A 24287-nucleotide genomic window follows, 5' to 3' on the forward strand; every position below is an offset into this window, starting at 1 on the left:
TTGCATGATTTCTCCTATCAGAACAGTGCTGATATTTTCAGCAGCCTGTATGTTATGCCTGTTGCTGATCCCTTACCTGCAGGTAACACAGCGCCCGGTAATGTCCACCAATACCATTAATATCAGCTTTTCGTTCACCAATGCAGGACCGGAAGAAGTAGAGCAGTATGGAACATCCGTCATTGAATCCGTTTGTGCACAACTGCCTCAGCTTAGCAGTATTTCTTCGCGGTCATTGAATAATGCCGGCACCGTTGCGCTGAAATTTGAAGATGGGGCAGATATGCAGCTGAAACATTTTGAAGTAGCGGCGCTTATCCGCAGGCACTTCCGCGAAAGACCGCCAGGTATGTCCTATCCCTTGCTGGAAGACAGATCGGCAGAAGGAGACAGGGAAGAGCCGCAGCTGGTATATACTATCAACGGACCAGGTACCGCTATGACGGTCAGTAAAGACGCGCAGGAATTTTTCGCTAAAGAGCTCTCCCTGATCCAGGGTGTTAAAAAAGTAAGTATCTCCAACGCCGGAGAAGCGCGTGTGGTGATTTTATTTGACCGGAAAAAGCTGCTGGCGCTGCATCTGCAGCAAACAGATATTGTTGCCGCTATCCAGGAACGGATAAAAGACTCCTACCCCGGCGCAGTAAGTACTACCGGCGCGGATCAGCTTTTTATACGCCTGAACGCCCCGCTCACGGATGTGGAGCAACTCGGAGATATACCCGTGTCAAATAAGTTACAGGAGGTATACTATTTGAAAAATATTGCTGCCATAACTACCGGAGAACCCGATGTTACGGAGTATTACCGTATTAACGGCAATAACTCTGTCACCATATCCCTGCTGCTGCATGAGACGGGGAATATGATTACGGTTGCCCGGAAGGTGCGCCACTGCATGAATACCATCGCCTCCGGACTACCATCCGGATATAACCTCAGCCTGAGAAAAGACCTGGCCGCCGACCTTGAAACAGAACTGGAAAAAAATCAGTACCGTACTCTGCTGGCGGTAAGTATACTGCTGCTGTCATCATTCCTGTTTTACAGAAGGTGGCAGCATGTACTGAACCTGTTACTCAGCCTGCTGGTGAATGTTTGCCTTACCTTACTGCTGGTATACCTGCTGGGAATACGTATTCATATGTATACCCTGTCAGGGCTTGCAGTAGCATTCGGCATTATGATAGATCATGCAGTAATAATAATCGACTATTATCACCAGTACCGCAACCGGCGGGTATTTATGGCTTTGCTGACCGCTACACTGGCAACTGTCATGGCATTGCTGCTCGTATTCCTGTTGCCGGAGAGTGAAAAGGTGAAGCTGGAGGATTTCGCTGTCATCATATGTATCTCGCTGTTTACATCTCTTATCACTAACCTGTGGTTTACTGTGGGTTTGTATAATCTGTTCCGGCCGGCAACTGCTGAAACAGCGCGTATTAAGCGTAGTACCAGACGCCTGCTGCAGTTCGTGCATGGCTATGCCGGTTGTATCGCTTTCCTGGCCAGGCGCAGAAAACTGTTCCTGTGCCTGCTGATACTGGCTTTCGGCGTACCCTTCTTTCTACTGCCCGACCGGTGGGAGAAGCAGGAGTGGTACAATGAAATGAACAATGCTGTCATCTATCATAAACAGGTGAAGCCTGTACTGGACAAATGGCTGGGAGGTAGCATGGGCCTGTTTTACAGGGGAATGATCCGCGGTGGCGGACAAGGCGGCAACGGGCCGGATAAACTGATGGTAAAGGCAAGGCTACCCTTCGGAAGCGATATATCCATGATGAACGAAATCATGTTACATATGGAAGCCGGAATAAAAAATACACAAGGTATCACTGGATTTGTAACGCACATCAGCGGAGGAGAATCCGGAAACATAGAAATTACTTTTGCAGATAATGCCGCTATACAGGGAATCCCATACGCGGTAAAATCCCGCATGATAAGTATGGCAGAGCAATGGGGAGGCGTGGAATGGGATATATACGGACAGGGCAATGCATTCAGTAATAGTGTAAATGATGCGCGCCATTCTTTTAGTGTCATGGTAACGGGGTATAACTATGATGAAATGTTGCAGCAGGAACAGCTGCTGGCCGATAAACTCCTGCGGCACAAGAGAATCCAGCAGGTAGATATCAATAAGCCCGCCGACAACCAGCGGTTGCTCAACCTGAAAATCGATAATCAGCAGCTGGCATTAAGCCGCATCAGTAACAGCGCGCTTTTTAAAGGATTGCAGCAGAATACTACCGAGATGCAGATCGCCTCCCTGAAGCGCGAAGACAGAACCTATCCGGTGCTGTTACAGGAACAGCAGGCCAGGGATTATACCAGCTGGCACCTCATGGAAGGAAGAAATAATATCAACGGAAAGAAGATCGTTAAACTGAATCAGCTGGGGCGCCTGGTGGCGCAGGAAATCACGCCGGATATTGCAAAAATTGACCGCAGGTATGTGGGCACCGTGAGCTTTGACTATAAAGGTGACGCCTCTTTCGGGAAAAAATTTCTGGATAAATGCCTGGAAGAAATGAAGACTGAAATGCCGCCGGGGTACGCCGTTAAAGACAATGATGAAAAGGAGGAAGCAGCGTCGGCACTCAGCCGTTACTGGCTGATATTACTGCTGCTGGCAGGGAATTTTATTGTCTGCAGTATGCTGTTTGAAAGCCTGCGGCAACCATTTTATATACTTATTACAGTGCCGGCATCGTTTATCGGGCTTTTCCTGGCTTTTGCCTTCAGCGGGGCAGATTTTGACCAGGGCGGATTTGCGGCTTTTATCCTGCTGGGAGGCCTGGTCATAAACGCAGGAATATTTATTGTTCACGATTTTAATAAGAAGCGTAAATCATTTGCCAATTACAATTTTGCCTTAACGAAAGTGATTTTTAACAGGGGACGCACTATCCTGCTCACCACCATTGCCACTATGGGCAGCATGCTGCCTTTCCTGCTGGAAGCTGAACCGGAACCGTTCTGGTACCCGCTGGCGATAGGTACTACCGGTGGGCTGCTGTTCTCCTGGGTGGCGGTATTTGTAGTACTGCCCGTATGTATGTGGAAAAGCAACAGGAATGATTAATGGTCAGCAACAGGAAAGCCTGCATCATTGCAGGCTTTCCGTCAAAAATATTAATGGCTCCTTCCTTCCCATCTTTCTCTGAAAAATGCAATCATCTTTCCAATGTATTAGGCAATACCTGATGCCGTTATCCGGCGTTTACTCAGTGGTTACCTGCGCGCCGCTTTTCAGCCTGAATACGGACTTTATCATACCTGTTTTTTCAGGATGAATATTTACATCCTGCCATTGCACAGGTGGTTGCAACAATTCCGGCAATGCCCTGCGTGCGCCTTTGCCTGCAATCAGGGCCAATGCGGCTTCCAGTCCCGGTTCTCCCCTTTCCCCGAAATTGTAGCGGGGATCGTCGTATACAGATACGGTGGCGGTCATGCCTTCATAATAGTCGCCCGCACCCTGTGCATTTACGTTGCTGAACAGGGCATAGTAAACTGTCAGGCTGCCGGTTTTTAACGGGAAAAATCCTACTGGTTTGCCGTAGGTCCGTACCGTGCCTGCATTACCTGCATGCACCCCTATAATCTGTGTTTCGAGGTAAGGGCTTAAACAGCTGATAAGCAGTTCCGCCGCCGATGCGGTTTCTTCGCTGACAATAAAAATAGCTTTCTTCAGTGCGCCTGGTCCGCTGACCTTATTGAAGTACACGGTATTCCCTGCTTCGGTGTAATCGATATCGGCATAGGTTACGAGCTTGCCATTCTGGTAAAAAGGCAGTCCGTTGTTATCCAGTACCGGCTGGAGCTGCAGCAGGCTCGCCCGGCCCGACTGCATCAGCGCATTATAGCGTTCCTTTCTCATCACCTTTCCGTGTGCCGGCTGCGGCACTAAGAGGTTGGCGAATTTATCCAGTTCAGCAAGATTGCCACCGCCGTTATACCGGAGATCTATGATGATATCTGCTATTCCCTGGCGCGAAAAACCGGTCAGTATTTCATCCAGGTCCCGGTAGGCGTGCGTTACGTCTATGAACTTCAGATATGCCAGGTAGCCGGTTTTATGGCCTGGCAAGGGCTCGAACAACGCGTCGCCGAGTACCGGTTCAAAGTAATTGGTTCTGCTGTACAGCAGACTGAAATCCCTGGAAGTAGCGCCATCTGAGCAGGATAATGTCAGCCGGTTTTCTTCATTGAAAATCTTTTCCACATACCTGTAATAGGCAGGGGATATTTCCACGGGCCTGCCATTAACGGCGAGTATGCGCATACCGCGCCTCATACCGGCCAGGGCGGCATCGCTGCCCTTTACAATGTATTTGATGCGCAGCTCCTGCTCTCCCATGGCTACCAGGCTGATACCAAACCGGCCGGATATATTCAGCATCCGGCTGCCGGCATCTGTTTCTGCTTTATCTGCCTGACCGAAAACTGCGCTGTATTTAGGGAGGGATGGCCTTAACCGGTTAAATTCATAGGGCCTGCCGGTAGCGGGATTGATAGCAATGCTGGTGATGGCAGATAGCTCTGCCTTGTAATTCAGCGAGCCATCGGCAGCCAGATATGGCGCTGTGTTGAATTGCTTCGGCAACTGATCGTTCCAGAGGTATACCTGCTTTGCATACAGGAAGATGGAATCGGCCAGCAGCGTGTTGGTGCGGTCTGCGACAGCCGGCGCCGGCGAATCTTTCCGGCAGGCAATGATATACAGGAGTAATACAGGCACCCATAATTTTTTCCTGCTGTTACAAAAGGTTATCATCATACTTTTTCACTAAAGGGAAATGAAGGAATAATCTGCCTGCAGATAGATTTTGTTGACCACGCCCTTTTCTGCGTTGTTCCGGAAGAATACAGAGATAAGCGCTTTATCACGTTTGCCGTTCCACTGGTAGCGCTCACTGAATTTCCCTGTGTTGACAATACCTGAAACGGATGTATAGTCTTTTGCCTGCAGCCAGCTGTTAAGCTGCGTGGTGCTGATGATATTATGTATCCATACATAGGACTGTACGGGGGCCGTGCTGAACCACCGGAGGTCGGCACCTGTCAGCTGATCGCGGAAGAACTGATAGATGTTGTCATCCGGCGCAGCATAGTATCCCTCGCCGCCTATCAAGCGGTTATCTTTAATAAAGTAGGCATACTCTTTAAACCCGCATTTGTTGCGGTAGTACAATACTTCTATCCCTTTCTGCTGATGATAACGGGAGAAGAGTTCAAAAGGCTGACCAGGTTCCTGGCTGTTTATCTCTTTTTCCATCGCTAGCAGCGTGGATTTTTCCGTGCCTGTCAGCGCTACTCCGAAGTTGGGAGCAATCACCTGGAATACGGTCTCCGCACTGCTTTCCTGCTGCCCGTTTTTCCGGATGGTTACTTCCATAGTGTAGGCGCCTTTGCTGTTTGCAGGCGCCTTCCAGGTAAAGGATGATGTAGCCAGCTCCTGTGTGAAGATAATATTGCCGGCTTGTTTGAGGGAATAGAAGAAGCGCACGGGCAATGAACTGTCTTTCAATACTGCGGTGAATATAAGTGGTTGCCCTGGTACAACGGTGTCAGCTGATTTTTCTACGCGGATAACAGCTGTTTCCCTGGTTGCCGGTGTTTCGGTGGCATTATTTTTCTTGCAGGCAAATATGCCGGTGAGTAAAAGCAGTAAGGTCAACAAATAATTTTTCATCTCTCCTTAATTTAAAAGCAATAAATACGGGGATGCATGTAGCATCCCCGTATTCAATATCAGCGTCTTTTCGGTGCCAGCACTTTGTAGAAATCGCCCGGAAGCAATTCATACGTATGCTCATTGGTGGTTTCAGTTGTTTCTGTCATCGTCATGGTATCATCCGTATAGGTTCTGCTGATGGTGCTGAAATTTTTCAGCATCATCGGAACGCCCAGCGGTATGTTGGTACTTCTGAAAACATTATACCTGAAACCTTTTTCTTCTTTGGTATCTTCAGAATAACCGCCGCCGCCGTAAGGCGCGCCCATCACGTTGTAGATTACTTTTTTCAGCAGCCGGTGATTGAACCGCACATATAAAGGCGGATTGGTTGGCTGGGTAGCCAGGGCATCCGCATACGTACGGATATAAACGTTACCCGTAGTATTGATTTCGTATCCCCATGGCTCTCCTCCGAAATTCGTACGCTGATCCTTTACATTTTCTGTCTCTATTCTGGCATAGATAGGATCTGTGTAAACGCTCACCCTGAAAGCCTGTTTCACCAGGCTGTGGTCATATAAATTACTCAGGGAGAAGTAAATAGGTACGCCGGGCTGATCTGCGGAAAATGTTCTGCCGGATTGCGCCAGCTGCACGAAAGCATCAAATCCGTTTACAGACTGTACTGTGGCGTTGCCGTCTGTTCCAACAAGAAACAGCCTCATGTCTGCCTGATCTATAATTCTTTTTTCGCTTTCGGTAAGATAGCTGGAACCACTCACGAAGAGCGCCTTGTAGGCTTTGTTAAAGGCTTCGTAGGTAGATTCGTAGGAAGAATCAGATTCGATAGACATGATGCCCAGTCTGCCATAGGTGATAGAGCTGACGTAGGCAGGCGACAGGTCCTGCAGATCAGCAGGATTCACGGATGGATCCAGCAGGTTGCCGCCATCGGGTAAATCAACGTCGATGGTGAAGTTGCGCTGGATAAAGCGTACATAAACGCCGGAGCGTTTTGAAATCCGGTGTTCTTCGGTAGAAGAAGAGCTGGAGCTTTTATAGAACAAGGCTCTTGTATTTACATTGGAACCGAAGGCCAGCTTGAGTTCATCGTAGGAGGTGAAGCGCTCCATGCTGTACGAGTACGCTGCCAGCTGATTACCCAGCTGGTTATTGTACATGATATCTGAAATAAATTCCCGGGTGCCGGATAAGCTGATTTTGCTGATAGTGCCGCTTACCTTTTTGGCAGGGAAAGAAACAGATACTTTCAGGGGCTTTACTTTACTTTGATAGGTGGCGATAGGTTTAAAAGTCAGATCACTGACAGTGTTGCCCTGTATCAGCGATCCGGCGAAAGCCCTCTGCTGATGCGTGCTCTGTGAGATACTGATTTCATCGGCCACGCCGATCACTGTTTTCCCGAAGCCATCTGTCCAGATGCTGTCGCGGAGTTCTACAGTGCTTTCTTTCTGATTCCTGAACACATCATTGGCGGAAAACAACGCAGCATCGCCGGTCCCGAATTTCACCGTGCCGGCTCCATCAGGAATATAGTTGCGCGTAGTCAGGTCAATGACCGGTAGCGACGTGCGCGAAAAGGCCGCCAGCCGGTCATTGCTGATAACTTCGTTGTTCTTTTTACAGCCCGCCGTTATGAGTGCAAGAAATAGGATGAGTATTTGCTTGCTGGACATGGGGCTACTTATTTATTCGGAAGATTAACATTGAAAACAGTGCTGTAAACAGAATGATCGCTCAGATAGCTCAGGGTGAAATACAGCGGGAATCCCGGTGTCTGGGAAGAGTAGTTCCCGCCGGACTGTATGTACTTCCTGAATTCATCGTAACCGTTAATAGCTTTGGTAATTTCATCGCCTTCACCACCAACGGTTTTCACCATGATGCTGGAGTGCTCGATGATCTCTTTGGTTTTGGCATCCACAGTAACGGTACCGCCAACGATGCCAGCTTTAAAGGCTACGTTGAAAGCGAATCTTACTTCATCATAGCTGTAATCAGATTCTACTTTCAGGATACCCATTCTTCCGTAGGTAACAGAACTTATGTACAGCGGTGAGTAAGGGCCTAAGGCAGCCGGGTTAACGGTAGAATCCAGCAGGTTGCCGCCATCCGGAATATCCATATCCAGGGTGAAGTTTTTCTGGATGAACTTAGCTACCAGACCTGTTCTTTTTTCTACCTTGTCTTTACCATAGGAAGCGCCTACAGAGAAAACGGAACCTACGTTAACGTTAGCGCCGAATGCGAGTTTCAGCTCATCGTAATAGGTGAACTGGTTCATGTCGAACTGAAAACCAGCGAGTTCAGTACCGGAAACATTGGTGAAGATGTTACCGATGAAATCCCTCGTAGCGGAGGCGCTGGGTTTGCTGATAACGCCGGAAACAGATTTACCGGGGGCAGAAATAGACACGGTAATGGGTTTCACTTTTGACTGATACGTGGCGATGGGCACATATTTCAGCGTAGCTACGCCGCTTGCCTGAATGAGGGAGCCCGGATAGATCAGCCTCAGCTGGTTGTCTGGAGCTACCTGTTCATTGGAAGAGAAAATCAGCGTTTTGCCGGCATTGCCCGCCCAGGCGCTGTCTCTGAGGAACTCAATTTCGCTTTTCTTATTGTTTTTCAGGATATCCTGTAAGCTAAGGCCACCACCGGTATTGATTGTTACCACCGGGGAAGGTACTTTTTTTAAATCGCTGAACCGGGTTATTTGCTCAGGTGTCTCAACAGTTTGATCTTTCTTACATGAGCTAACAATAAAAGCGGAGCTAATGGCTACAAATAACAGATGTTTGATTTTCATTGTGAATAATTAATCTGGTAATTAAAATAATAACGGGTTTTCAGGTACCTGACTCCTATAGGGTATGCTAAAAATACAGCAGTAATACGTATACCCTCCTTCTGCTGTATTATGCTTAGGTTAACTAACTTACTTGTAAAGTATAACTGATCTATTTGGCTGGAAATGAAGAGAGAGATTTTTTTTCACTGCCGGAAGAAAGTACCTGAAATATTATTTATCTTCATAGATACCCGATATCTATTATTTATAATCCCTAAAAATCCCCGTATGAAAAAAAAGCACAACGCCAGGAAAATTACCCTGAAAAAAATGACTGTAGCTCCGCTGAGTAACAATGCCCAGGCAGCCATTGAAGGCGGATCAAGAATCTTAACGCAGTACTGTCCTACTTTTAGAGATCTTACCTGTCTTGACTGCATGCCTACTTATGTTTCCGGTTGCCCTGTCACTTATAACTGTGTATGATAGTGCAGGTAGTTCCATCGAAATTTTTCAGATCCGCGGTATGAGCAGGATACTATCGTATAGGACTATACGATAACTGTTATTGCCGGAAATCGTAAAGGCAGCCATACCGGCTGCCTTTACGTGTTGTAAAGATGTCCGGATAACCTATGCTGGCCGGGCATCACATATTTTTATCATTTACTATTTTCCCAGTTCTGCAGCTGCTTTCAGAATCAGTTCTGCTACTTCTTTGGGCCTTGTAGCCAGCGAAGCATGGCTGGTATCCAGCGAAATAGTAGTAGCTTTCATTCTTTCAGCCAGGAATTGCTGGGTGGCCGGAGGTATCATTCTGTCCTGCTCCGAAATCTGGTACCAGTTAGGCAGGTTTTTCCAGCCTGCGTTGGTTGGCTTGTCTTCAAAGCATTTGCCGGAAATAGGCTTCTGTGCTGCCGCCATAACGGTGATAGAATCCTTGTCCAGATCCTGGCAGAAGCTCTCTCCGAATTTTTCTCTGTTGATCCACAGGAACCCGTACTTATCCGGCGCTATATTGGCGCCTCCCGGAGGCGGGTCGGTACGGCCCAGCAATATACCCAGGCTTTCTGTTACATCCGGTGCAAAGGCGGCGATAAATACCAACCCCACCACATTGGGGCATTTGCTGGCAGCTTCTGTAATTACAGCGCCACCATAGGAGTGCCCTACCAGCAAGGTAGGCCCTTCGAGGGATTCCGCCAGGCGGCGGACCGTTTCTGCATCATCTGCGAGAGAGGTTAACGGATGCTGTGAGGCTACTACCGTGTAGCCCGCACCATGCAGAATAGGAATGACACTGTGCCAGTGGCCACCATCTCCCCAGGCGCCATGTACTAATACGATGTTTACTTTGTTTGCCATAATCCAATAATTTTTTACGGTTAGACAGATAATGACAACAATTCCCCGCCTGATTAAGTTCAGCAGCAAAACGTTAACAAATAATGAAGTAAAGTAGTTGTTAATCCCACCTCTCCCGTCAACAAATGCGCTCAGCAGTTGTTATCCATAAATCACCCTGAATCATAACCTCTAACCATTAAGGACTAATGATAAATTATAAAATATCATTATGCACTGTCTGTATGAACCGCACCATGCATCTGAAGAAAACACTTCTGCAGAATATCATGGATAACAGGGAGTACCCGCAGGTGGAATTTGTGCTGCTGGACTATGGCTCCCGCGATGACCTCTACCCCTGGGCCAGAAAGGAACTGTCATCTTTTATAAACGACGGAAAGCTGGTCTACTGGCGTACTACCGCCCCCCGCCATTTTCATATGAGCCATTCCAAGAATATGGTGTTCCGCCTCGCTACCGGCGATATACTATGCAATATAGATGCGGATAATTTTACCGGCGCCGGCTTCGCAGCCTATGTGAATGAGATGTTCAACCGGGAACCCGGTATCTTCCTTTCTCCTGTCGGTATAGGCCCCGGAAAAAAGTGGTGGGATGTACAGGGCAGGATTTGCCTGCGCCGCGAAGATTTCCTCCAATTCAGAGGCTACGATGAAAAAGTACTGGAATACGGCTATGAAGACCAGGATCTCAAACACCGGATGATAACCGGCGGCAGAAGAAAAATGCTGATTAAACCGGAACCCTTTCTGCACGCTATCTGCCATGATGATGATATCCGTATTGCCGACGGACTGGCTGCCCGGAAAACAAAAGACATGTTCATCGCCTGCGCCGATAAAGCCTCTGAAATTATTTACCTGCAGGAAAATAATATAGCAGAAAGATTCTATGTGCGGAAAGACTTACTCCGGCAGCAGGTCAGCAATGAAGACTGCATGCCGAAATATCTCTACAACGGCAAATACGAAATGGCGGACAATGAAATACGGCTGTTCAGAAAGAATGGAGAAGCCTGGATGCAACTTTACATCTGCCCGGACGGGCAGCTGCAATCCAGCGATAACCGCCGCTTTCATCGTATCGAAGCCGGCCCGCTCAGGGAAAATCTGCTGCTCCAGCGAGCCATCTACCTCGGAAGAAAAATATTTGATCTCAATAAAAAAAGTATTCATCCCGTAAATCCTGAAGGCTTCGGAAGAGGTGAAGTATCGAAAAATTTTTCGGAAGATATTATCCTGACCGATTGTTAATCTTCATATGAAATCACTGTCAATACCATAAATTGCCAGCTTCGGGAATCCTGATCGGACAGTATGAAAAAGTTACTCAGCAGGTCACTGACCGTATTTTCTCTATATGCCTTTTTTGTGCTGCTTTGCAGCATCCCTGTGTATTACTTCATTGTAGATAATATCTGGCAGCGCGAAATACAGGAACATAACAAGCTGTTTGCCACCGCCACCAGCAATAATATCATCAGGTTGTACCAGAACGGGAACACGCTGCAGCGCGATATCAATACCTGGAACCTGTTACAACCACATGCCATTATCCGCCCGGCTGCTACGCTGAAGGCAGATAGCCTGTATCAGCGTATAGAGAACCACAGCCGCTTTCAGGGACTGATTACCTGGTTTGCCGTTGATGGTAAAGCCTACAGCCTGGCCGTGGAAACCAACCAGGATGAAACTCACGATACCATGATGGCCATCACCCTCGCTACTATCGTGTTTTTCCTGTTACTACTGGCAGGCTTTATCATCCTGAACCGATGGGTGTCAGGCTGGTTGTGGCAGCCGTTCTATCATTCCCTGGAAAAGGTTACCGACTTCGATCTGAATGACAGGAAGCCTATCCTTCCGGAGAAAACAGACATCGAGGAATTCGATGCCCTGAACGAAAGCCTGCATAAGCTGACTATGAACAATGTGATGATATATCAGCAACAGCGGGAGTTTACAGAAAATGCTGCCTACGAACTGCAAACACCGCTGGCGATCGTAGAATCCCGGTTGGACCTGCTCCTGCAATATCAGCCATTAACAGCTGAGCAGTCGGATCTGGTAGAAGATGCCGTCAAAGCCCTGATGCGCGTTACGCACATCAGCCGGAACCTGCTGCTGTTAACCAAAATAGAAAATGATGAATTCGTATTTTCCGAGATCATAGACCTGAGCACCCTGATAGCGGAAAGCACTGATCCGCTGATAGACCTGTTTTCATTCAAAGAACTGTTTATCAATCAGCAGATACAGGCAGATGTGGTTGTTGAAGGTAACAGGATACTGCTGGAGATATTGTTTAACAACCTGCTGCTGAATGCCGCCAAATACACGCCGGAAGAAGGAATATTGAATATCCGCCTCGCGCCCCATTATTTCCGTATCTCCAACAGCGGCACGGAAGCCCTCGATCAGGATAAGTTATTCCGTCGCTTTGTAACAGTATCCCGGCAAACCGGTGGCAGCGGTCTGGGATTAACGCTGGTAAAGCAGATCTGCCACCGTTACCGCTGGCGTATCACGTACGGATTTCAGGAGCAGATGCATCATTTTACAATCCACTTCTGAGTGTTGTTCCCCATTACTTTTTTTAATACCTTAGTACATACCCTGCGGAAGTAGCTCACCTGGTAGAGCGACAGCTTCCCAAGCTGTAGGTAGCGGGTTCGAGTCCCGTCTTCCGCTCTTTTTAATCTTACAAATCATACCTTTGGCATCCCGGAAAAGTTAATCAATACTACAACTGTACTTATGAAATTTCATCTATGCTGGCTGCTGGCCTGCCTTACCTGCAACTATCTCTTTGCACAGGATTCCACCGCTTCACTGAAAGCAAGGCAACTGAAAGGAAACCTGACCTTCCTGGGCGCTGGTCTGAACTACGAACAACGTATTTACAACAGCGCTACCGTAAACCTGGAAGCGCAGATTTCCACGTCGCTGGGGTATTCCGGCAATGATTACAACGGCTCTCACTGGAGCTACGCCCTTACGCCTATGTTCTCCGCGGAGTTCCGGCAGTATTACAACTTCGCCAGGCGTCAGGCTAAAGGAAAAACTTCCCGCAACAATGCCGGGAACTTCTTTAGCTTCACCGCCGGCTTCCGTACTGAGTCACTGGCATACAGTGGCGCCGATCCCGGAGCCGGAGTAATGCTGATTCCCGCCTGGGGCATTCAGCGCAACTGGGGAAAACGCATCAGCTTCGAAGGCCGCTTCGGATGGGAGTTCAGTAAGAATAACCGGGAGAACAGCTGGGAAGATATTCCTAATATACGCCTCAGCGTGGGGTACGTAATATTTTAATTTCAGTAGCTTAGCGGCTGAAATATTCTATTATGTCATCGCGGATTATTAAACAGGTCATCATTATGCGTAAAGACCTGAACATGCGGAAAGGTAAAATGATAGCACAGGGTGCGCATGCCTCCATTGCATTCCTGACACGGCACGCGGCTGTGAACGGCAATCAGCTGCAGACTACCCTGCGCAACCCGGAAGAAGTCAGCGAATGGATGACGAAAGGCTTCACTAAAATCTGCCTGTCTGTGGATTCTGAAGAGGAACTAGACCGCGTATACAAACAGGCGCTGGAAGATGGTCTGAATGCCACGCTCATCACAGATTCGGGCCTGACGGAATTCGGCGGGGTGCCTACTAAAACCTGCTGCGCTATAGGACCTAATCTTAATACAGAGATCGATAAGATAACAAAAGACCTGAAATTACTGTGATCATATCGTATGCCCGTTCAGGTTATATCCGGAGCGGGCATACGCCTATAACAGCCTGCTGTTTTTCTCGGTAAGCATATCTTCTATCAGCGCAATGCGTTCTACAGCAGGTTTCGCGGTAAAGATGCCGTAGTTGCCGGTATTCCGGACACCCCGCACAAAGCAGTATATCACGCCCCCGAACTGCGTTTCATAGTCAAATTCTTCCAGCCGGCTTTCCAGGTATTTCTTCACCGCTACGGTGTAGATAAGATATTGAAGATGATAATTGTTTTCATTCATGGCCGCCGCCAGTGCAGGTGGCGCATAGTCTTCCACCGTGCTGCCCAGGTAGTTGGATTTCCAGTCGAGTATATAATACCGCCGGTTGTATTCAAAGAAGAGATCAATTTTACCGTTCATAATACCTTCCAGCTCAGCGTTGTAGTTGCTGTATTCCGGGAACTGGCGGATGTTCACGGTCAGCTCATCATCAGATAACTCATTGAGCAGATTAGCCTGAAATACCGGCACCGGAAAATCGAACTCAAATTCCGCCATCCGCTGATGACGCCCTACCGAGGCCAGCTGGAAACGGGTATTGTCGATCTCAATGGTGGTATGCATGACATGTTCGAGCAGCTGGTATAACATGGGAAGATATATTTCCCGCTGGCCGGGAACAAAGCGCAGGATGGCTTCATCCAGCCAGTATTCCCACTGTGCGTTGTCGGAGAAGTTGATATTTTCAAAAATGAAATGCAGCAGATTGCCTGTTTTGGCACCCCGGCGCAGCGTATTAAAGATGAAGTTATCGTAGGCGTCCTCCTGCTGCAGGGTGCGTATGCGCGGCTTCTGTTCCGGTTTGGCGGCGAGCATGGTATAACTCATCTTGCGCCAGTTCTCTTCCTGCAAACTGAATGACACGGCCGCCTGGCTGCCGTTGCCTGCCGGTAGCTTGCTTCTCCGGTACAGCTGTTCAGGTTTCTCCGGCAACTGTCCGGTAAGGTCTATCAGCGCCGGGTCCGGTACGGTAGCTCCCAATGCATGCAGAAATGTGGCCAGCGTGGAGGTTTTGTAAGTGTGGTAAGTGTTTTTATACAGGTAGCATTTGTATACCGCCCTGGTAATGGCTACATACAGCAGCCGCCTGTTTTCCTGCTCCAGCTGCTGCCGGTAGATGTGCTGCTGTTCTGCTGTCAGCCTGCTTTTTTCTGCATTGAGATAATCGCCGGTATCCGGATCACGGAAAGAGATGAATTCAATATTTTTGTTTTCTACCAGATCCAGGAAGGGCGCCAGTACGATCTTATATTCCAGCCCCTTGCTTTTGTGGATGGTAACGATGTTCACGGCTTCTTCATCGCTTTCCACGCGTTGCGCGTATTCGTCGCCTTCAGTGGCCATGCCGTCTATACCACGTTTCAGCCAGGAGATAAGATCCCGCATGGAAAGGTTCTTGCGGCTCTGCACCTGATGTACCAGCTCTGTCAGCTGCAGGAGGTTGGTGATAATACGTTCACCGTTTTCGGTATTATCTTCCAGTAATACATTTCTTACCCCGAAGTCGGCGATGAAGGCCATCAGCGCGGTATAAGCGCCATGCTGCAGCCATTGTTCGCGGTATTTGCCGAAGCGGTTCAGGGTGGTTTCATCATCCAGCTGCAGGATGTCCTGTATGCTGAAGCCGGTGAACGGCGAAAGCAGCGCCCGGTTGATGGTGGAACGCTCCGGCGTTTCCATGGCTTCCAGCAGGTACAGCACTTCCTGGGCTTCTGCGGTGTCCAGCACTTTTGCCTCATCAATGTTGACCGCCGGAATACCCATCAGCGCCAGTTTATGCTTTATTTCCCGGCCTTCCCTGGTGGTGCGCACCAGGATACCAATGTCGGCGGGCGACAGCTGGCGTGTAGCCGTTTCCTTTACCAGCCGGTAGCCGGGATTCAGCAACAGCTGCGCTACCTGTGTGGCTACGCCGGTGACAATCTCATCCTTGTTTTTACAGGTGAAAACCGTCAGAGGAACAGCTTTCTCTTCTCCCTTATATAAAAATCCCTTGCTGTTGTTATCCGGACTTTCTACAGGTATATACGCTATGCTGTCATGCTCCCCCGTGAAGTCGAACGTGTCGAAATCCGGTGTGGGCTTGAAGAACAGGTTCATGGCAGCAATCATATTTTCGGAAGACCGGTAGTTATGATTCATGTCATACAGGTGCTGAACGCTGTTGCGGGCATTGAAATAGGTGAATATATCTGCTTTACGCCAGGCGTAAATACTTTGCTTGGGGTCGCCGATGTAGAACAGAATGGTATTTTCGCCGAATGCGCGGTTGAATATTTCATACTGCTCGCGGTCCGTATCCTGGAATTCATCCACAAATACAGCTTTGTATTTCTGTTGCAGCGCCGCTACCAGATTAGGATTTTCGCGCTCTACCAGCGCGGTGTTCAGGTTGGTGATCAGATCGTCGTAGTTCTGCATGTTATTGCGTTCCTTGTAGATCTTCACACCCTGTTCCACTTCCCGGATGGCGAGGTAGTTGAGTTGCCGGCGGATAGCCTGGTTGTGCGTTTCAATGGCATCGCCGGCGCTATCTACCTGGGCTATCAGCTCCAGCAGGTCCGGAAATAATTTCTGTACGTACTGGGCTTTGGTTTCCCGTAATTTCTTTATAAAGTCTTTCGGCCTGGAAACCAGTTCCAGGAATGATTTTCGGGCATTGGCGTTACTTTCGCAGGCCGTTGTCAGGTCTTCCTTATGGGTAACGAAATACTGCTGCAGGGATTCTGCGGCCGCCAGCCGCTGATCGGAAAGTACCTGCAGTTGCAGCATCCAGTCTTCCTGCTGCCGGGCGCTGATGGTATAATCTTCGTTTTCATCAAAGCCCAGGTATTTTTTTCCGCTGAGATGTTCCTGCAATACTTTCTGGATATTGTCTTTCATCTCTTCTGTCCAGAGATGGTTCAGCAGTGCAGAACTGAGTGTGGTCACATATTTGCGCCAGAACTTGTTCAGTTCATGTTCTACCATGGAGGTAGTATCCGGCACCATCTGCGCGTCGAAGAGCTGATCTGTTTCAAAGGCAAATTCATTCAGCGTTTGCTGGCAGAAGCTGTGGATGGTGAGCACGGCAGTTTCATCCAGCAGCAGTACGGCATCGCGGAGTAGCTGGTTGATGGTAACCGGATCGGATTGCTCTATGGCGTTCAGTACCAGCGAGGTGATGTTGTCGTCATCTATTTCATAGCCAAAGCTCACCTTGTAAGCCTTGCGGATAAACAGGCGGATACGGTCGTGCAGTTCCGCCACCGCCGCGGTGGTGAACGTTACCATCAGAATTTCCTTGACGGAAATTTTCTTCTCCAGCACCAGGCGCAGCACCAGGATAGCGATGGAATAGGTTTTGCCTGTTCCGGCGCTGGCCTCTATCAGGTTGCTCCCTTCCAGGGCTACAGTGGCTGCGTCAAAGTGTTTATATCTGTTCTCCATGATGCTATTCATAATATCCGGGAATAATTTCGGACATCGGTACCAGTAAGGTCAGGCATATCTGTTTGTATACCGTCAGCACAATATCATCTTCAAAATATCCTTTCTGATATTCCTGCATGATGTATTTGTCATTGCAGGGATATTCGTAATTATTCAGTCTTTTTTCTACCAGGTTCTTAAATTCAATACTATCCAGCGTTTCGAGGTCCTTTGGTTTTGTCTCGAAGTCCGGGTAATAAGGCAGTATATTAAAAAATCCTTCTTTATAAATTTTTATCAGCTCACTCAGACGGGTATACGCTGTTTCCCTGGAAATCCTCACACTGCTGTAGATGTTTTCCTGGCTGGCGGAAATAAAGTTCATACCGGCCAGTTCTCCGGCTACGATGCCTGCCAGGTAACGGATATAGGCTTCTACCAGGTATTTTGTTTCCCGTTTCGACCAGCTTATCTGTAACAGTTTGTCATGGAAGATGTTGCTGATACTGCCCTTGAGCAGGGTATCCCCTATTTTCAGTTCAATCAGGGCTTTCCTTTCTGCTGCGCCGAGGGTAACGGTTTCGTATAAGGTACGTATAGGCGTTACCGTATCTTCCACGCGCTGAATGGCAACGTAGGCCATATTGCTGAGCGGCAGCCTGCCTTTCTTTACCAGACTGGACTTCAGGGAAATTACATCGCCGCCGTTGACGGTCAGCAGTTTATTTTTAATATCCCATTGCTGCAGCTTATTGAGGCTGAACAGCTCTGTTTCGCTCAGCAGGATCTGCTCATCGCTGTAATAAATACCGAGCACTTTATTATAGTATGCCTTGAACGGATTTCTGAAGAAGTTCACCAGCTCGTCCAGGGTGATTTCTTCAAAGGTAAGCGGATCGGGCTTTTTGAGCGGGTTGATGACAATTCTGCCGGAAGTGTGGCCTGTATTCAGATAGCTGTACAGGCGTTCGTCTTCCAGTCCGTATTTACGGCTGAAGCCCTGCATCGGTTGCTGGGTAATGATTTCCGCGCGTACGGCTTCCGGCTCATCGGGTACCCCGGCTTCTATATAATCAATCAGTTCGTCTACCATGGCGGAGGGTGGCATAATGCTGTTATCCTTCGGGTTGCGGCCTACATAGCTGATGTACAGGTATTGCTGGGCAGACAACACGGTTTCAAGAAACAGGTGCTTATCGTTTTCTTTTACATTACGATCTCCCCGCTGCCGCTGTTTTTCCATCAGGTTGAAGTTGGATTTGTTTTCCCGGCGCGGGAATTTATCGTAGTTCAGCCCCAGGAGCGCTACTACCTTGAATGGGATACTACGCATGGGAATGAGCGAGCAGAAGGTGATACCGCCGTTTACGAAGAGGCCCGCGCGGGTGCTGCGGGTGAGCGCCTGCAGGAAGCTGTGGCTGAATACTTCGAAGGTCACCCTGTCGTGCATGTACTCATTGAGGGAGTTATAATCCGTCAGCTGTTTCAGCAGGGCGGTATAGTCTTCATCAATTTCTTCCTGCTGTTCAAATACCAGGTTGTGGATAACGGATTCGGCATATTTTACCCAGTCGGCTATATTGCGGGCCTGGCTGCGCTCCTGGATGGAGCTCATGAGCACTTCGGCAAAATGGCAGAAGCGGATGGTTTCGTGTGCGTCGTTACCTTCCAGCATATCCAGCGGAAAGAAACTGTCTTCTCCCCTGCCATATTCTTCTTCTCCGCTCATACAGATGCCGTACATGATGCGTTGTATGCCATAGCGCCAGCTGACAAAGTGGGTTTCGTCATCCTTGTTGCCGTCAATCCCGAAGCGGATATTGGCTGCCTGCACAACAGCTCTTGTCCGCAGCGGATCATGCAGGCTGAAACGGTTACGGATATATGAAAAGTCCAGCAGCTGCATGACCGTTTCCGCGGTGAAATTTTCTTCATTCAGGCTGAGAATGGCCTGCAGAGCGTTAAAGAGGTTATCGTTATCAGTATAGCTTTCGTCGGCAATGGTATAGCGAAAGCGGTAGGGTGCGTTGTTGAATACCGCTTTGATATAGGGAGCATAGGCATCTATATCGCTGGCCATCACCACAATATCGCGCGGGGAAAGGGATTCCTGTTTCTGGTCTACCAGGTGCACCAGGTAGTTATACAGTACTTCCACTTCGCGGGCAATGGTGTAGCAGGCGTTAACGGTGATGGACCCATCGCGTACATCGGCGAGGGAAAGCTGGTTACGGTCGCGGGTGGCAGCAGAGAAAATATCGTGTTGTATTTTATGCAGCAGCGTATCGGGAACGGGCGCTTCGATACCGATTTCTTCATAGGCGTTGAAGAAATCTTCATATTCAAAGAACAACCCGAAGCTGTTTTGAATCACTTTTCCCCAGCCGGTCAGCAGGGCGTTGCCGGCGTTGGGCAGTTCGTCCGGTTGCTGCAGCCCTTTCTGCCGCCAGCGGGCGAGTTGCTTTTCACTACGGTCTTCGAACCAGAATACAACCGGTGCGGGATTGATGATATGAAAATGAATATCGATGAAGCGGGAAAGCTCATGTAATATTTTCACGTGATAGGCCGTGATGATAGACAGACCGAAAAGATGCACTGCGGGCATCCTGGCGGAGAGATTCACCGCATATCCTTTACGGGCCAGCGTTTCCAGGATGTAGTTGCCTACCAGCGTTTTGTCTGGCAGTGCGTTGCCGGAAAGGGCTTTCACCATGGCCCAGAGCCATGCCTGCCAGTCGGCGTCCGCAAGGGCGTCGGGGTTGGCATTACTCCATTCCCGGATCATTTCCGGGCGGTATACCTGGTACTGGTCAAAGAGATCGGCTACCTTCTCTGCGAGGCCCATACGTTTAATATCGCTTTCCGGACCGTTGTCCAGATAATATTCTGCTACTGCCGGATAGCGGGAAATGAATTCCTGTTCACCCAGCAGTTTGAAGATGAGCCAGCTGAGGTTCTGCGGAGAGAGTACATCTGTAAAGGGGCCGCCCAGCAGCAGGTAGAGATGAAAGAGGAGATCATTGGGTTTCATGAAACGGCAGTTGGCGGCAATGCCCATCCGGTAGGCAAGCTGCAGTTTCAGCCAGTTGTTCATCCCCTCTGTTTGGGTGATGAGGTAGTGTGGCTGAAAAACCCCGTTGCCGGCTGCTTTCAGGTCGTCAGACAAGCCTGCGGCCAGGCTGTTAAGTGAATTGGAAACCTTTAAGTATAATCCCATCTTTTTTACTCCCCTGTTTTGATGTCCGCTATGGCATTGAAGCGTGCTGCAATGCCGGAAGCTCTTTCCACAAAGCGTTCTGCCGCCATGAGTATAACGTCGGCAGCACCTTGTATATACACTTTCTGCCGGGCGCGGCTGACGGCAGTATACAGCAATTCCCTGGTGAGAATAGGCACATCTGCTGCGTCGGGCAATACAATCAGTACTTTACCGAATTCAGAGCCCTGACTTTTATGGATGGTCATGGCAAAAGCTGTTTCGGCCTGCGTAAGATAGCCTGGCAATACGCCTTTCAGGCCGCCGCTGCTGTCTTCAAACCAGGCCATGAGCACACCGTTTTCATCTTTCCTGATAATACCTGTATCTCCGTTAAACAATCCATGTTCATAATAGTTACGGGTAAGTATCAGGGGTCGGTTCTGATAAAAGGTAGTGCCTGCGTTGATCAGTTTTTTATCGTGCAGGTATTTTTCTATATTTCTGTTGATGGCGTATAATCCCTGGGCGCCTTCCCTGATGGCTACCAGCACGCGCTGGGTATTCAGTTTTTTCAGTGCGGTGAGCGTATCAGGTTCCCGGATAAACGATTCGTATCCGTCAATGAATTTTTCAAACAGCCGTTCTGAAGAAGAGTGGTCAATAAAGATCTGCGGGTCGGCATCTGCTTTAAAAAATTCCCTGATCACCGCCTGGTTGTTGCTGATGACGGCGCGGCTGAACTTCCCGATACCAGTATGGCCGGTAAAGCGATGACTGCGCCTGAGTTCTATCAGATGCTGGAATAGAGGATGGTGATTCTCTGCCGCCTCGAAACGCTCCGGGATTTTATTGGCCGGATCCGCTATGAACTGATTGATGAGTTGCCTGCGGGCGGCAGAAAATTCGTTCAGCCTTTCCTGTGCCTGACAGAGGTCGCCGAACAGGCTGCCGGCTTCCACGGAGGCCAGCTGATCTTTATCGCCAAGAAGAATGAGCCTGGTCTGCGGACTGATGGCATCCAGCAGTTTGGCAAACAGGGCTACATCTATCATGGAGCACTCATCGATGATGACTACATCGGCGGTGAGCGGGTTGTTTTTATTATGGCGGAAGTACGGGCTGTCCTTTACGGGTTTGAGCAGCCGGTGTATAGTGGCTGGCGTGAGTTCCTGGAACTTACCTGCTATGGCTGGTTCCACCGGAATAGAGGTGTTGCGGAGACTTTCCGCCATACGGGCGGCGGCCTTGCCGGTAGGAGCCGCCAGCGCTACTTTCAGACCGGGGTCTGTGGCATATAGGATAGCCAGTATCCGGGCAACGGTGGTGGTTTTACCGGTGCCGGGCCCTCCGGTGATGATGGTGAAATTATTCAGGACGCCGGTAATGGCTGCGGCCAGCTGCCAGTCCACCGGATCGTCACCTTCATTGAGCGGGCCGGAGGCCGGAAAAAGTTGATGGATAAGGGCCTGCTGTTGTTCCAGCAGGGCAGTCCTGGCGGGCAGCGCATTGTTTTCCGCTGCCAGGAAGTCCTGAATGCGTTGCAGGAAACTGGTTTCGTACCGATAGTACCGCTGCAGGTAAAGCCTGTTCTGATAAAGTACAAACGGCTGCGTGTCGTTGCCGTCTTTCCCTACCAGCGGCACGGCTGAAAGCGGTGCGGGGCCGGATTCGGAAATGGTATAGAATGCGGGAAGCGCATCGGCTTCTGCCTGGATGCTATGCAGGTCCAGGCATATATGTCCTTCGCTTAGTTTTTTCGACAACAGCCAGGCATATGGCTTCAGTACCGGTATCTGGAAGTACTCGGCAAATTGTTGATGAACATCGTTCAGGGTGGATATATTTCGCATTTTTGTTTGTCCGCCGGAAAATGTTTCAAAGTACGACATTTTCCGGGTGATCCGGATGGGTTACCGCGCTCCGGCAGCAGGTTTAACAATAACAAGCGTTTATCAGTCTTCTTCTGTTACATTGATTTCCGCTACTCTTCCTACCTGTCCGTCTTCCAGCCTCACCTTGATACCACGGGAGTGATAGGGTGCGGAAGTGAGAATATCCTGTACAATACCGTAGGTCAACTTGCCGGTACGTTGGTCTTTTTTCAGGATGATAGCCACTTCCAGGCCGGTGTATATATCGTTTCGGTTACGTCCGTGCATATATGATAAATTAGAAAAGAGTCAACCGCAAAGTTAACTCTTTTCTGTTTTTTATCTGCTGGTAAAGATCTGCCTGAGCTGATCCAGCAATGCACCGTTTCCGCTGACGCTGATGTTGCTGATTTTTTCAGAGATCTTCTCCACATATTCCATTTCTTTGAGACGGAAGAGCATCGGATTATCTTCCATGAGTTTGGCTGTATTCAGCAAACTTCTGGTGCTGGCAGTTTCTTCCCTTCGGGTGATAATATTGGCCTGCGCCTTTTTCTCTGCCACGAGCACCTGGTTCATAATTTCCTTTACATCTCCCGGCAGTATGATATCCCTGATACCAAAGCCGGCAACACTTACGCCGAGGGCGGTTGCCTTATCGCTTACTGCCTGCAGGATATACGGGGCGAGGGTTTCTTTCTTCTCCAGTAATTCGTCGAAGGAAAGCCCTGCTACATATTCCCGCAAAGCCAGCTGGAACAGGATGTATAGTTGTCTTTCGTAATCCTTGTTTTGCAGTAATGCCGTTTCGATGCTGCTGACGCGGTATTGCATCCACGCGTTGATGCGCAGCGCCGCTTTATCGCGGGTCAGTATTTCCTGTCCGTTCATCTCTGCCTGCAGCTGTCGGGTATCCACTTTCAATACCTGTATGCTGGTTTCATTTCTCCACCAGTGGTAGATGCCGTTTTTCAATGTCCGGACATAGTGACCATCTACCAGCAGGAGCGCTTTTTCGTAAGACTCAACTACATAAGTTCTGACGAAACTGTTTACCAGCCTGTGACTGAGTGTATTCCGCGAAATTGTTTCCGGAATGTCGATGCTGCTGATGTCAGCGCGGATGAATTCGTAATTGATCTGGCTTTTCCAGAAGGTATATCTGCCGGCGGTGAGCACGCGGTGCAGCAAACCGTTCTGGTACATGAGTACAATCTCTGTTTCCTTCACGGTGATGACATGCAGCGCTTCTGCGAGGGTGGTATCCTGCAACAGGATATTCAGTTCTACCGGTGCTTCGAAGGGCGTCATGATGAAGAATATTTTCACTTCTTCTCCGAAATCCAGCCAGTAGCGGCCTTCTCTGAGCATCCGCTGGTAAACGCCCCGCCTGAATACCAGGCCTCTTTCGTACGCGTTGATGGTTACTCTTTTCATGTTGTTTGCTTTTGGGGGTTAATAAAAATCAGGCCGTACCGGTGCTTCATCGGCGGTTAACGGAGGTGGTCATTCCGGCGTGTAGGCGTATCAGTTAGGGCGGAAGTGCTAAGTGATAGTTGTACATCGCCGGTGCAGACATCCTGCTGGTGAACGGCTGAAGGCGGCGGCATCCTTTTGATACCGCATGGCAGGCAGCAGTCCGGCCCGGTGGTCGCCATTTGAGAAGCGGCGTACTTCGCTTGCTGGTTTTTCAGACCATGATTGAAGTCTATTGCTCTACCTGCTGAGCTAACAACGCATCCGTTGTAAAGGAATCGAACCTTTGACCCATAGATAAATTATGAGAACGCGCCATGACGCAACAGCATACAACCGGCTACTGCCGTTGCACTGCGGGGCTTCATGAAACCTACGCCTGGTTTGCGATGCAGGGACACTGCTCTCATCTTCCTGACAGGAAGCAGTTCTGGCTTTCGCCATGTGTGAGTGACAGGATTCGAACCTGCTAAGCCCGAAGGCGATGGATTTACAGTCCATTGCGAAACACCATCTTCGCGGCACTCACGGCAGGGTGCTGGCTACAAGCATCGTTTTGTTGGCCCGGCCGGGCTTGAACCGGCAACCCGCTGCATATAAGACAGACGCTCTGACCATTGAGCTACAGGCCATTAAAACAAAAAAACCGGTCGTTTACAGCGACCGGTTTTTTC

At 49.1% G+C, this 24287-nt stretch carries 16 protein-coding genes and 3 tRNA genes; 7 read left to right on the forward strand and 12 right to left on the reverse strand.

From position 1 onward, the window contains the following. Nucleotides 1–4 precede the first annotated feature (4 nt). Nucleotides 5–3094, forward strand: a complete 3090-nt coding sequence (locus GWG06_RS07285) for an efflux RND transporter permease subunit (RefSeq protein ID WP_160712305.1) — start codon at nucleotides 5–7, stop codon at nucleotides 3092–3094. 138 nt (nucleotides 3095–3232) lie between these two features. On the opposite strand, the gene GWG06_RS07290 is transcribed toward GWG06_RS07285, so the two are convergent. From GWG06_RS07290 to GWG06_RS07305, 4 genes are read right to left on the reverse strand one after another with little or no spacing between them, the layout of a single operon-like run. Beyond that, complete coding sequence (locus GWG06_RS07290) at nucleotides 3233–4792, reverse strand: S41 family peptidase (RefSeq protein ID WP_160712307.1); 1560 nt, start codon at nucleotides 4790–4792, stop codon at nucleotides 3233–3235. A gap of 9 nt (nucleotides 4793–4801) precedes the next feature. Next, the gene (locus GWG06_RS07295; RefSeq protein WP_160712309.1) at nucleotides 4802–5707 is read right to left on the reverse strand and encodes a hypothetical protein; all 906 of its coding nucleotides are present in this window, start codon (nucleotides 5705–5707) and stop codon (nucleotides 4802–4804) included. A 59-nt stretch (nucleotides 5708–5766) separates the two neighbouring features. Continuing rightward, a complete protein-coding gene (locus tag GWG06_RS07300; protein ID WP_160712311.1) occupies nucleotides 5767–7389 on the reverse strand; it encodes a thiol-activated cytolysin family protein in 1623 nt (540 codons plus the stop codon). A gap of 8 nt (nucleotides 7390–7397) precedes the next feature. Further along, nucleotides 7398–8390 carry a thiol-activated cytolysin family protein gene (locus GWG06_RS07305; protein ID WP_160712313.1) on the reverse strand — a complete coding sequence of 331 codons (993 nt, stop codon included), beginning with the start codon at nucleotides 8388–8390 and terminating at the stop codon, nucleotides 7398–7400. Between the two features lie 402 nt (nucleotides 8391–8792). Between GWG06_RS07305 and GWG06_RS07310 the strand changes: the two genes are divergently transcribed. Next, nucleotides 8793–8990 (forward strand): class I lanthipeptide, encoded by a 198-nt coding sequence (locus tag GWG06_RS07310; protein WP_160712315.1) that lies wholly within the window; start codon nucleotides 8793–8795, stop codon nucleotides 8988–8990. Nucleotides 8991–9173: 183 nt separating this feature from the next. Here GWG06_RS07310 and GWG06_RS07315 read toward each other — a convergent pair whose 3' ends face one another. Next, nucleotides 9174–9869, reverse strand: coding sequence for an alpha/beta fold hydrolase (locus tag GWG06_RS07315; RefSeq protein WP_160712317.1), 696 nt, complete (start codon nucleotides 9867–9869; stop codon nucleotides 9174–9176). A 188-nt stretch (nucleotides 9870–10057) separates the two neighbouring features. On the opposite strand from GWG06_RS07315, the gene GWG06_RS07320 reads away from it, so the two are divergent. From GWG06_RS07320 to pth2, 5 genes are all read left to right on the forward strand, one after another. Next, nucleotides 10058–11125 carry a glycosyltransferase family A protein gene (locus tag GWG06_RS07320; protein WP_262888678.1) on the forward strand — a complete coding sequence of 356 codons (1068 nt, stop codon included), beginning with the start codon at nucleotides 10058–10060 and terminating at the stop codon, nucleotides 11123–11125. Nucleotides 11126–11188: 63 nt separating this feature from the next. Beyond that, nucleotides 11189–12445, forward strand: a complete 1257-nt coding sequence (locus tag GWG06_RS07325) for a sensor histidine kinase (RefSeq protein WP_160712321.1) — start codon at nucleotides 11189–11191, stop codon at nucleotides 12443–12445. Between the two features lie 44 nt (nucleotides 12446–12489). Continuing rightward, nucleotides 12490–12562: transfer RNA gene (locus GWG06_RS07330), tRNA-Gly, on the forward strand. A 66-nt stretch (nucleotides 12563–12628) separates the two neighbouring features. Continuing rightward, nucleotides 12629–13183, forward strand: coding sequence for a hypothetical protein (locus tag GWG06_RS07335; RefSeq protein WP_160712323.1), 555 nt, complete (start codon nucleotides 12629–12631; stop codon nucleotides 13181–13183). Between the two features lie 32 nt (nucleotides 13184–13215). Next, the gene (gene pth2, locus GWG06_RS07340; protein ID WP_202182972.1) at nucleotides 13216–13611 is read left to right on the forward strand and encodes an aminoacyl-tRNA hydrolase; all 396 of its coding nucleotides are present in this window, start codon (nucleotides 13216–13218) and stop codon (nucleotides 13609–13611) included. A 45-nt stretch (nucleotides 13612–13656) separates the two neighbouring features. Here pth2 and recB read toward each other — a convergent pair whose 3' ends face one another. The 7 genes from recB to GWG06_RS07375 form a co-directional block, all read right to left on the reverse strand. Then, nucleotides 13657–17082: an exodeoxyribonuclease V subunit beta gene (gene recB, locus GWG06_RS07345; RefSeq protein ID WP_235938197.1), complete on the reverse strand. Its 3426-nt coding sequence runs from the start codon at nucleotides 17080–17082 to the stop codon at nucleotides 13657–13659. A gap of 4 nt (nucleotides 17083–17086) precedes the next feature. After that, nucleotides 17087–20284 carry an exodeoxyribonuclease V subunit gamma gene (gene recC / locus GWG06_RS07350; protein WP_160712327.1) on the reverse strand — a complete coding sequence of 1066 codons (3198 nt, stop codon included), beginning with the start codon at nucleotides 20282–20284 and terminating at the stop codon, nucleotides 17087–17089. 5 nt (nucleotides 20285–20289) lie between these two features. Further along, a complete protein-coding gene (gene recD / locus GWG06_RS07355; protein WP_235938200.1) occupies nucleotides 20290–22116 on the reverse strand; it encodes an exodeoxyribonuclease V subunit alpha in 1827 nt (608 codons plus the stop codon). Between the two features lie 102 nt (nucleotides 22117–22218). Beyond that, a complete protein-coding gene (locus tag GWG06_RS07360) occupies nucleotides 22219–22425 on the reverse strand; it encodes a YwbE family protein (RefSeq protein ID WP_127038481.1) in 207 nt (68 codons plus the stop codon). A 51-nt stretch (nucleotides 22426–22476) separates the two neighbouring features. After that, complete coding sequence (locus tag GWG06_RS07365; RefSeq protein ID WP_160712329.1) at nucleotides 22477–23574, reverse strand: slipin family protein; 1098 nt, start codon at nucleotides 23572–23574, stop codon at nucleotides 22477–22479. 484 nt (nucleotides 23575–24058) lie between these two features. Then, a tRNA-Tyr gene (locus GWG06_RS07370) sits at nucleotides 24059–24142 on the reverse strand. Nucleotides 24143–24172: 30 nt separating this feature from the next. Continuing rightward, nucleotides 24173–24245, reverse strand: a tRNA-Ile gene (locus GWG06_RS07375). Nucleotides 24246–24287: the final 42 nt, after the last annotated feature.

Origin of the sequence: Chitinophaga solisilvae, assembly GCF_009928525.1 — a bacterium.
GTDB classification, from domain to species: Bacteria; Bacteroidota; Bacteroidia; order Chitinophagales; family Chitinophagaceae; genus Chitinophaga; species Chitinophaga solisilvae.

Excerpts from the sequence above, each read along its gene's own strand:
- GWG06_RS07285 (WP_160712305.1), top strand. The coding sequence starts at position 5 with ATGATTTCTCCTATCAGAACAGTGCTGATATTTTCAGCAGCCTGTATG.
- GWG06_RS07290 (WP_160712307.1), bottom strand. The coding sequence starts at position 4,792 with ATGATGATAACCTTTTGTAACAGCAGGAAAAAATTATGGGTGCCTGTA.
- GWG06_RS07295 (WP_160712309.1), bottom strand. The coding sequence starts at position 5,707 with ATGAAAAATTATTTGTTGACCTTACTGCTTTTACTCACCGGCATATTT.
- GWG06_RS07300 (WP_160712311.1), bottom strand. The coding sequence starts at position 7,389 with ATGTCCAGCAAGCAAATACTCATCCTATTTCTTGCACTCATAACGGCG.
- GWG06_RS07310 (WP_160712315.1), top strand. The coding sequence starts at position 8,793 with ATGAAAAAAAAGCACAACGCCAGGAAAATTACCCTGAAAAAAATGACT.
- GWG06_RS07315 (WP_160712317.1), bottom strand. The coding sequence starts at position 9,869 with ATGGCAAACAAAGTAAACATCGTATTAGTACATGGCGCCTGGGGAGAT.
- GWG06_RS07320 (WP_262888678.1), top strand. The coding sequence starts at position 10,058 with ATGATAAATTATAAAATATCATTATGCACTGTCTGTATGAACCGCACC.
- GWG06_RS07325 (WP_160712321.1), top strand. The coding sequence starts at position 11,189 with ATGAAAAAGTTACTCAGCAGGTCACTGACCGTATTTTCTCTATATGCC.
- GWG06_RS07335 (WP_160712323.1), top strand. The coding sequence starts at position 12,629 with ATGAAATTTCATCTATGCTGGCTGCTGGCCTGCCTTACCTGCAACTAT.
- pth2 (WP_202182972.1), top strand. The coding sequence starts at position 13,216 with ATGTCATCGCGGATTATTAAACAGGTCATCATTATGCGTAAAGACCTG.
- recB (WP_235938197.1), bottom strand. The coding sequence starts at position 17,082 with ATGGAGAACAGATATAAACACTTTGACGCAGCCACTGTAGCCCTGGAA.
- recC (WP_160712327.1), bottom strand. The coding sequence starts at position 20,284 with ATGGGATTATACTTAAAGGTTTCCAATTCACTTAACAGCCTGGCCGCA.
- recD (WP_235938200.1), bottom strand. The coding sequence starts at position 22,116 with ATGCGAAATATATCCACCCTGAACGATGTTCATCAACAATTTGCCGAG.
- GWG06_RS07360 (WP_127038481.1), bottom strand. The coding sequence starts at position 22,425 with ATGCACGGACGTAACCGAAACGATATATACACCGGCCTGGAAGTGGCT.
- GWG06_RS07365 (WP_160712329.1), bottom strand. The coding sequence starts at position 23,574 with ATGAAAAGAGTAACCATCAACGCGTACGAAAGAGGCCTGGTATTCAGG.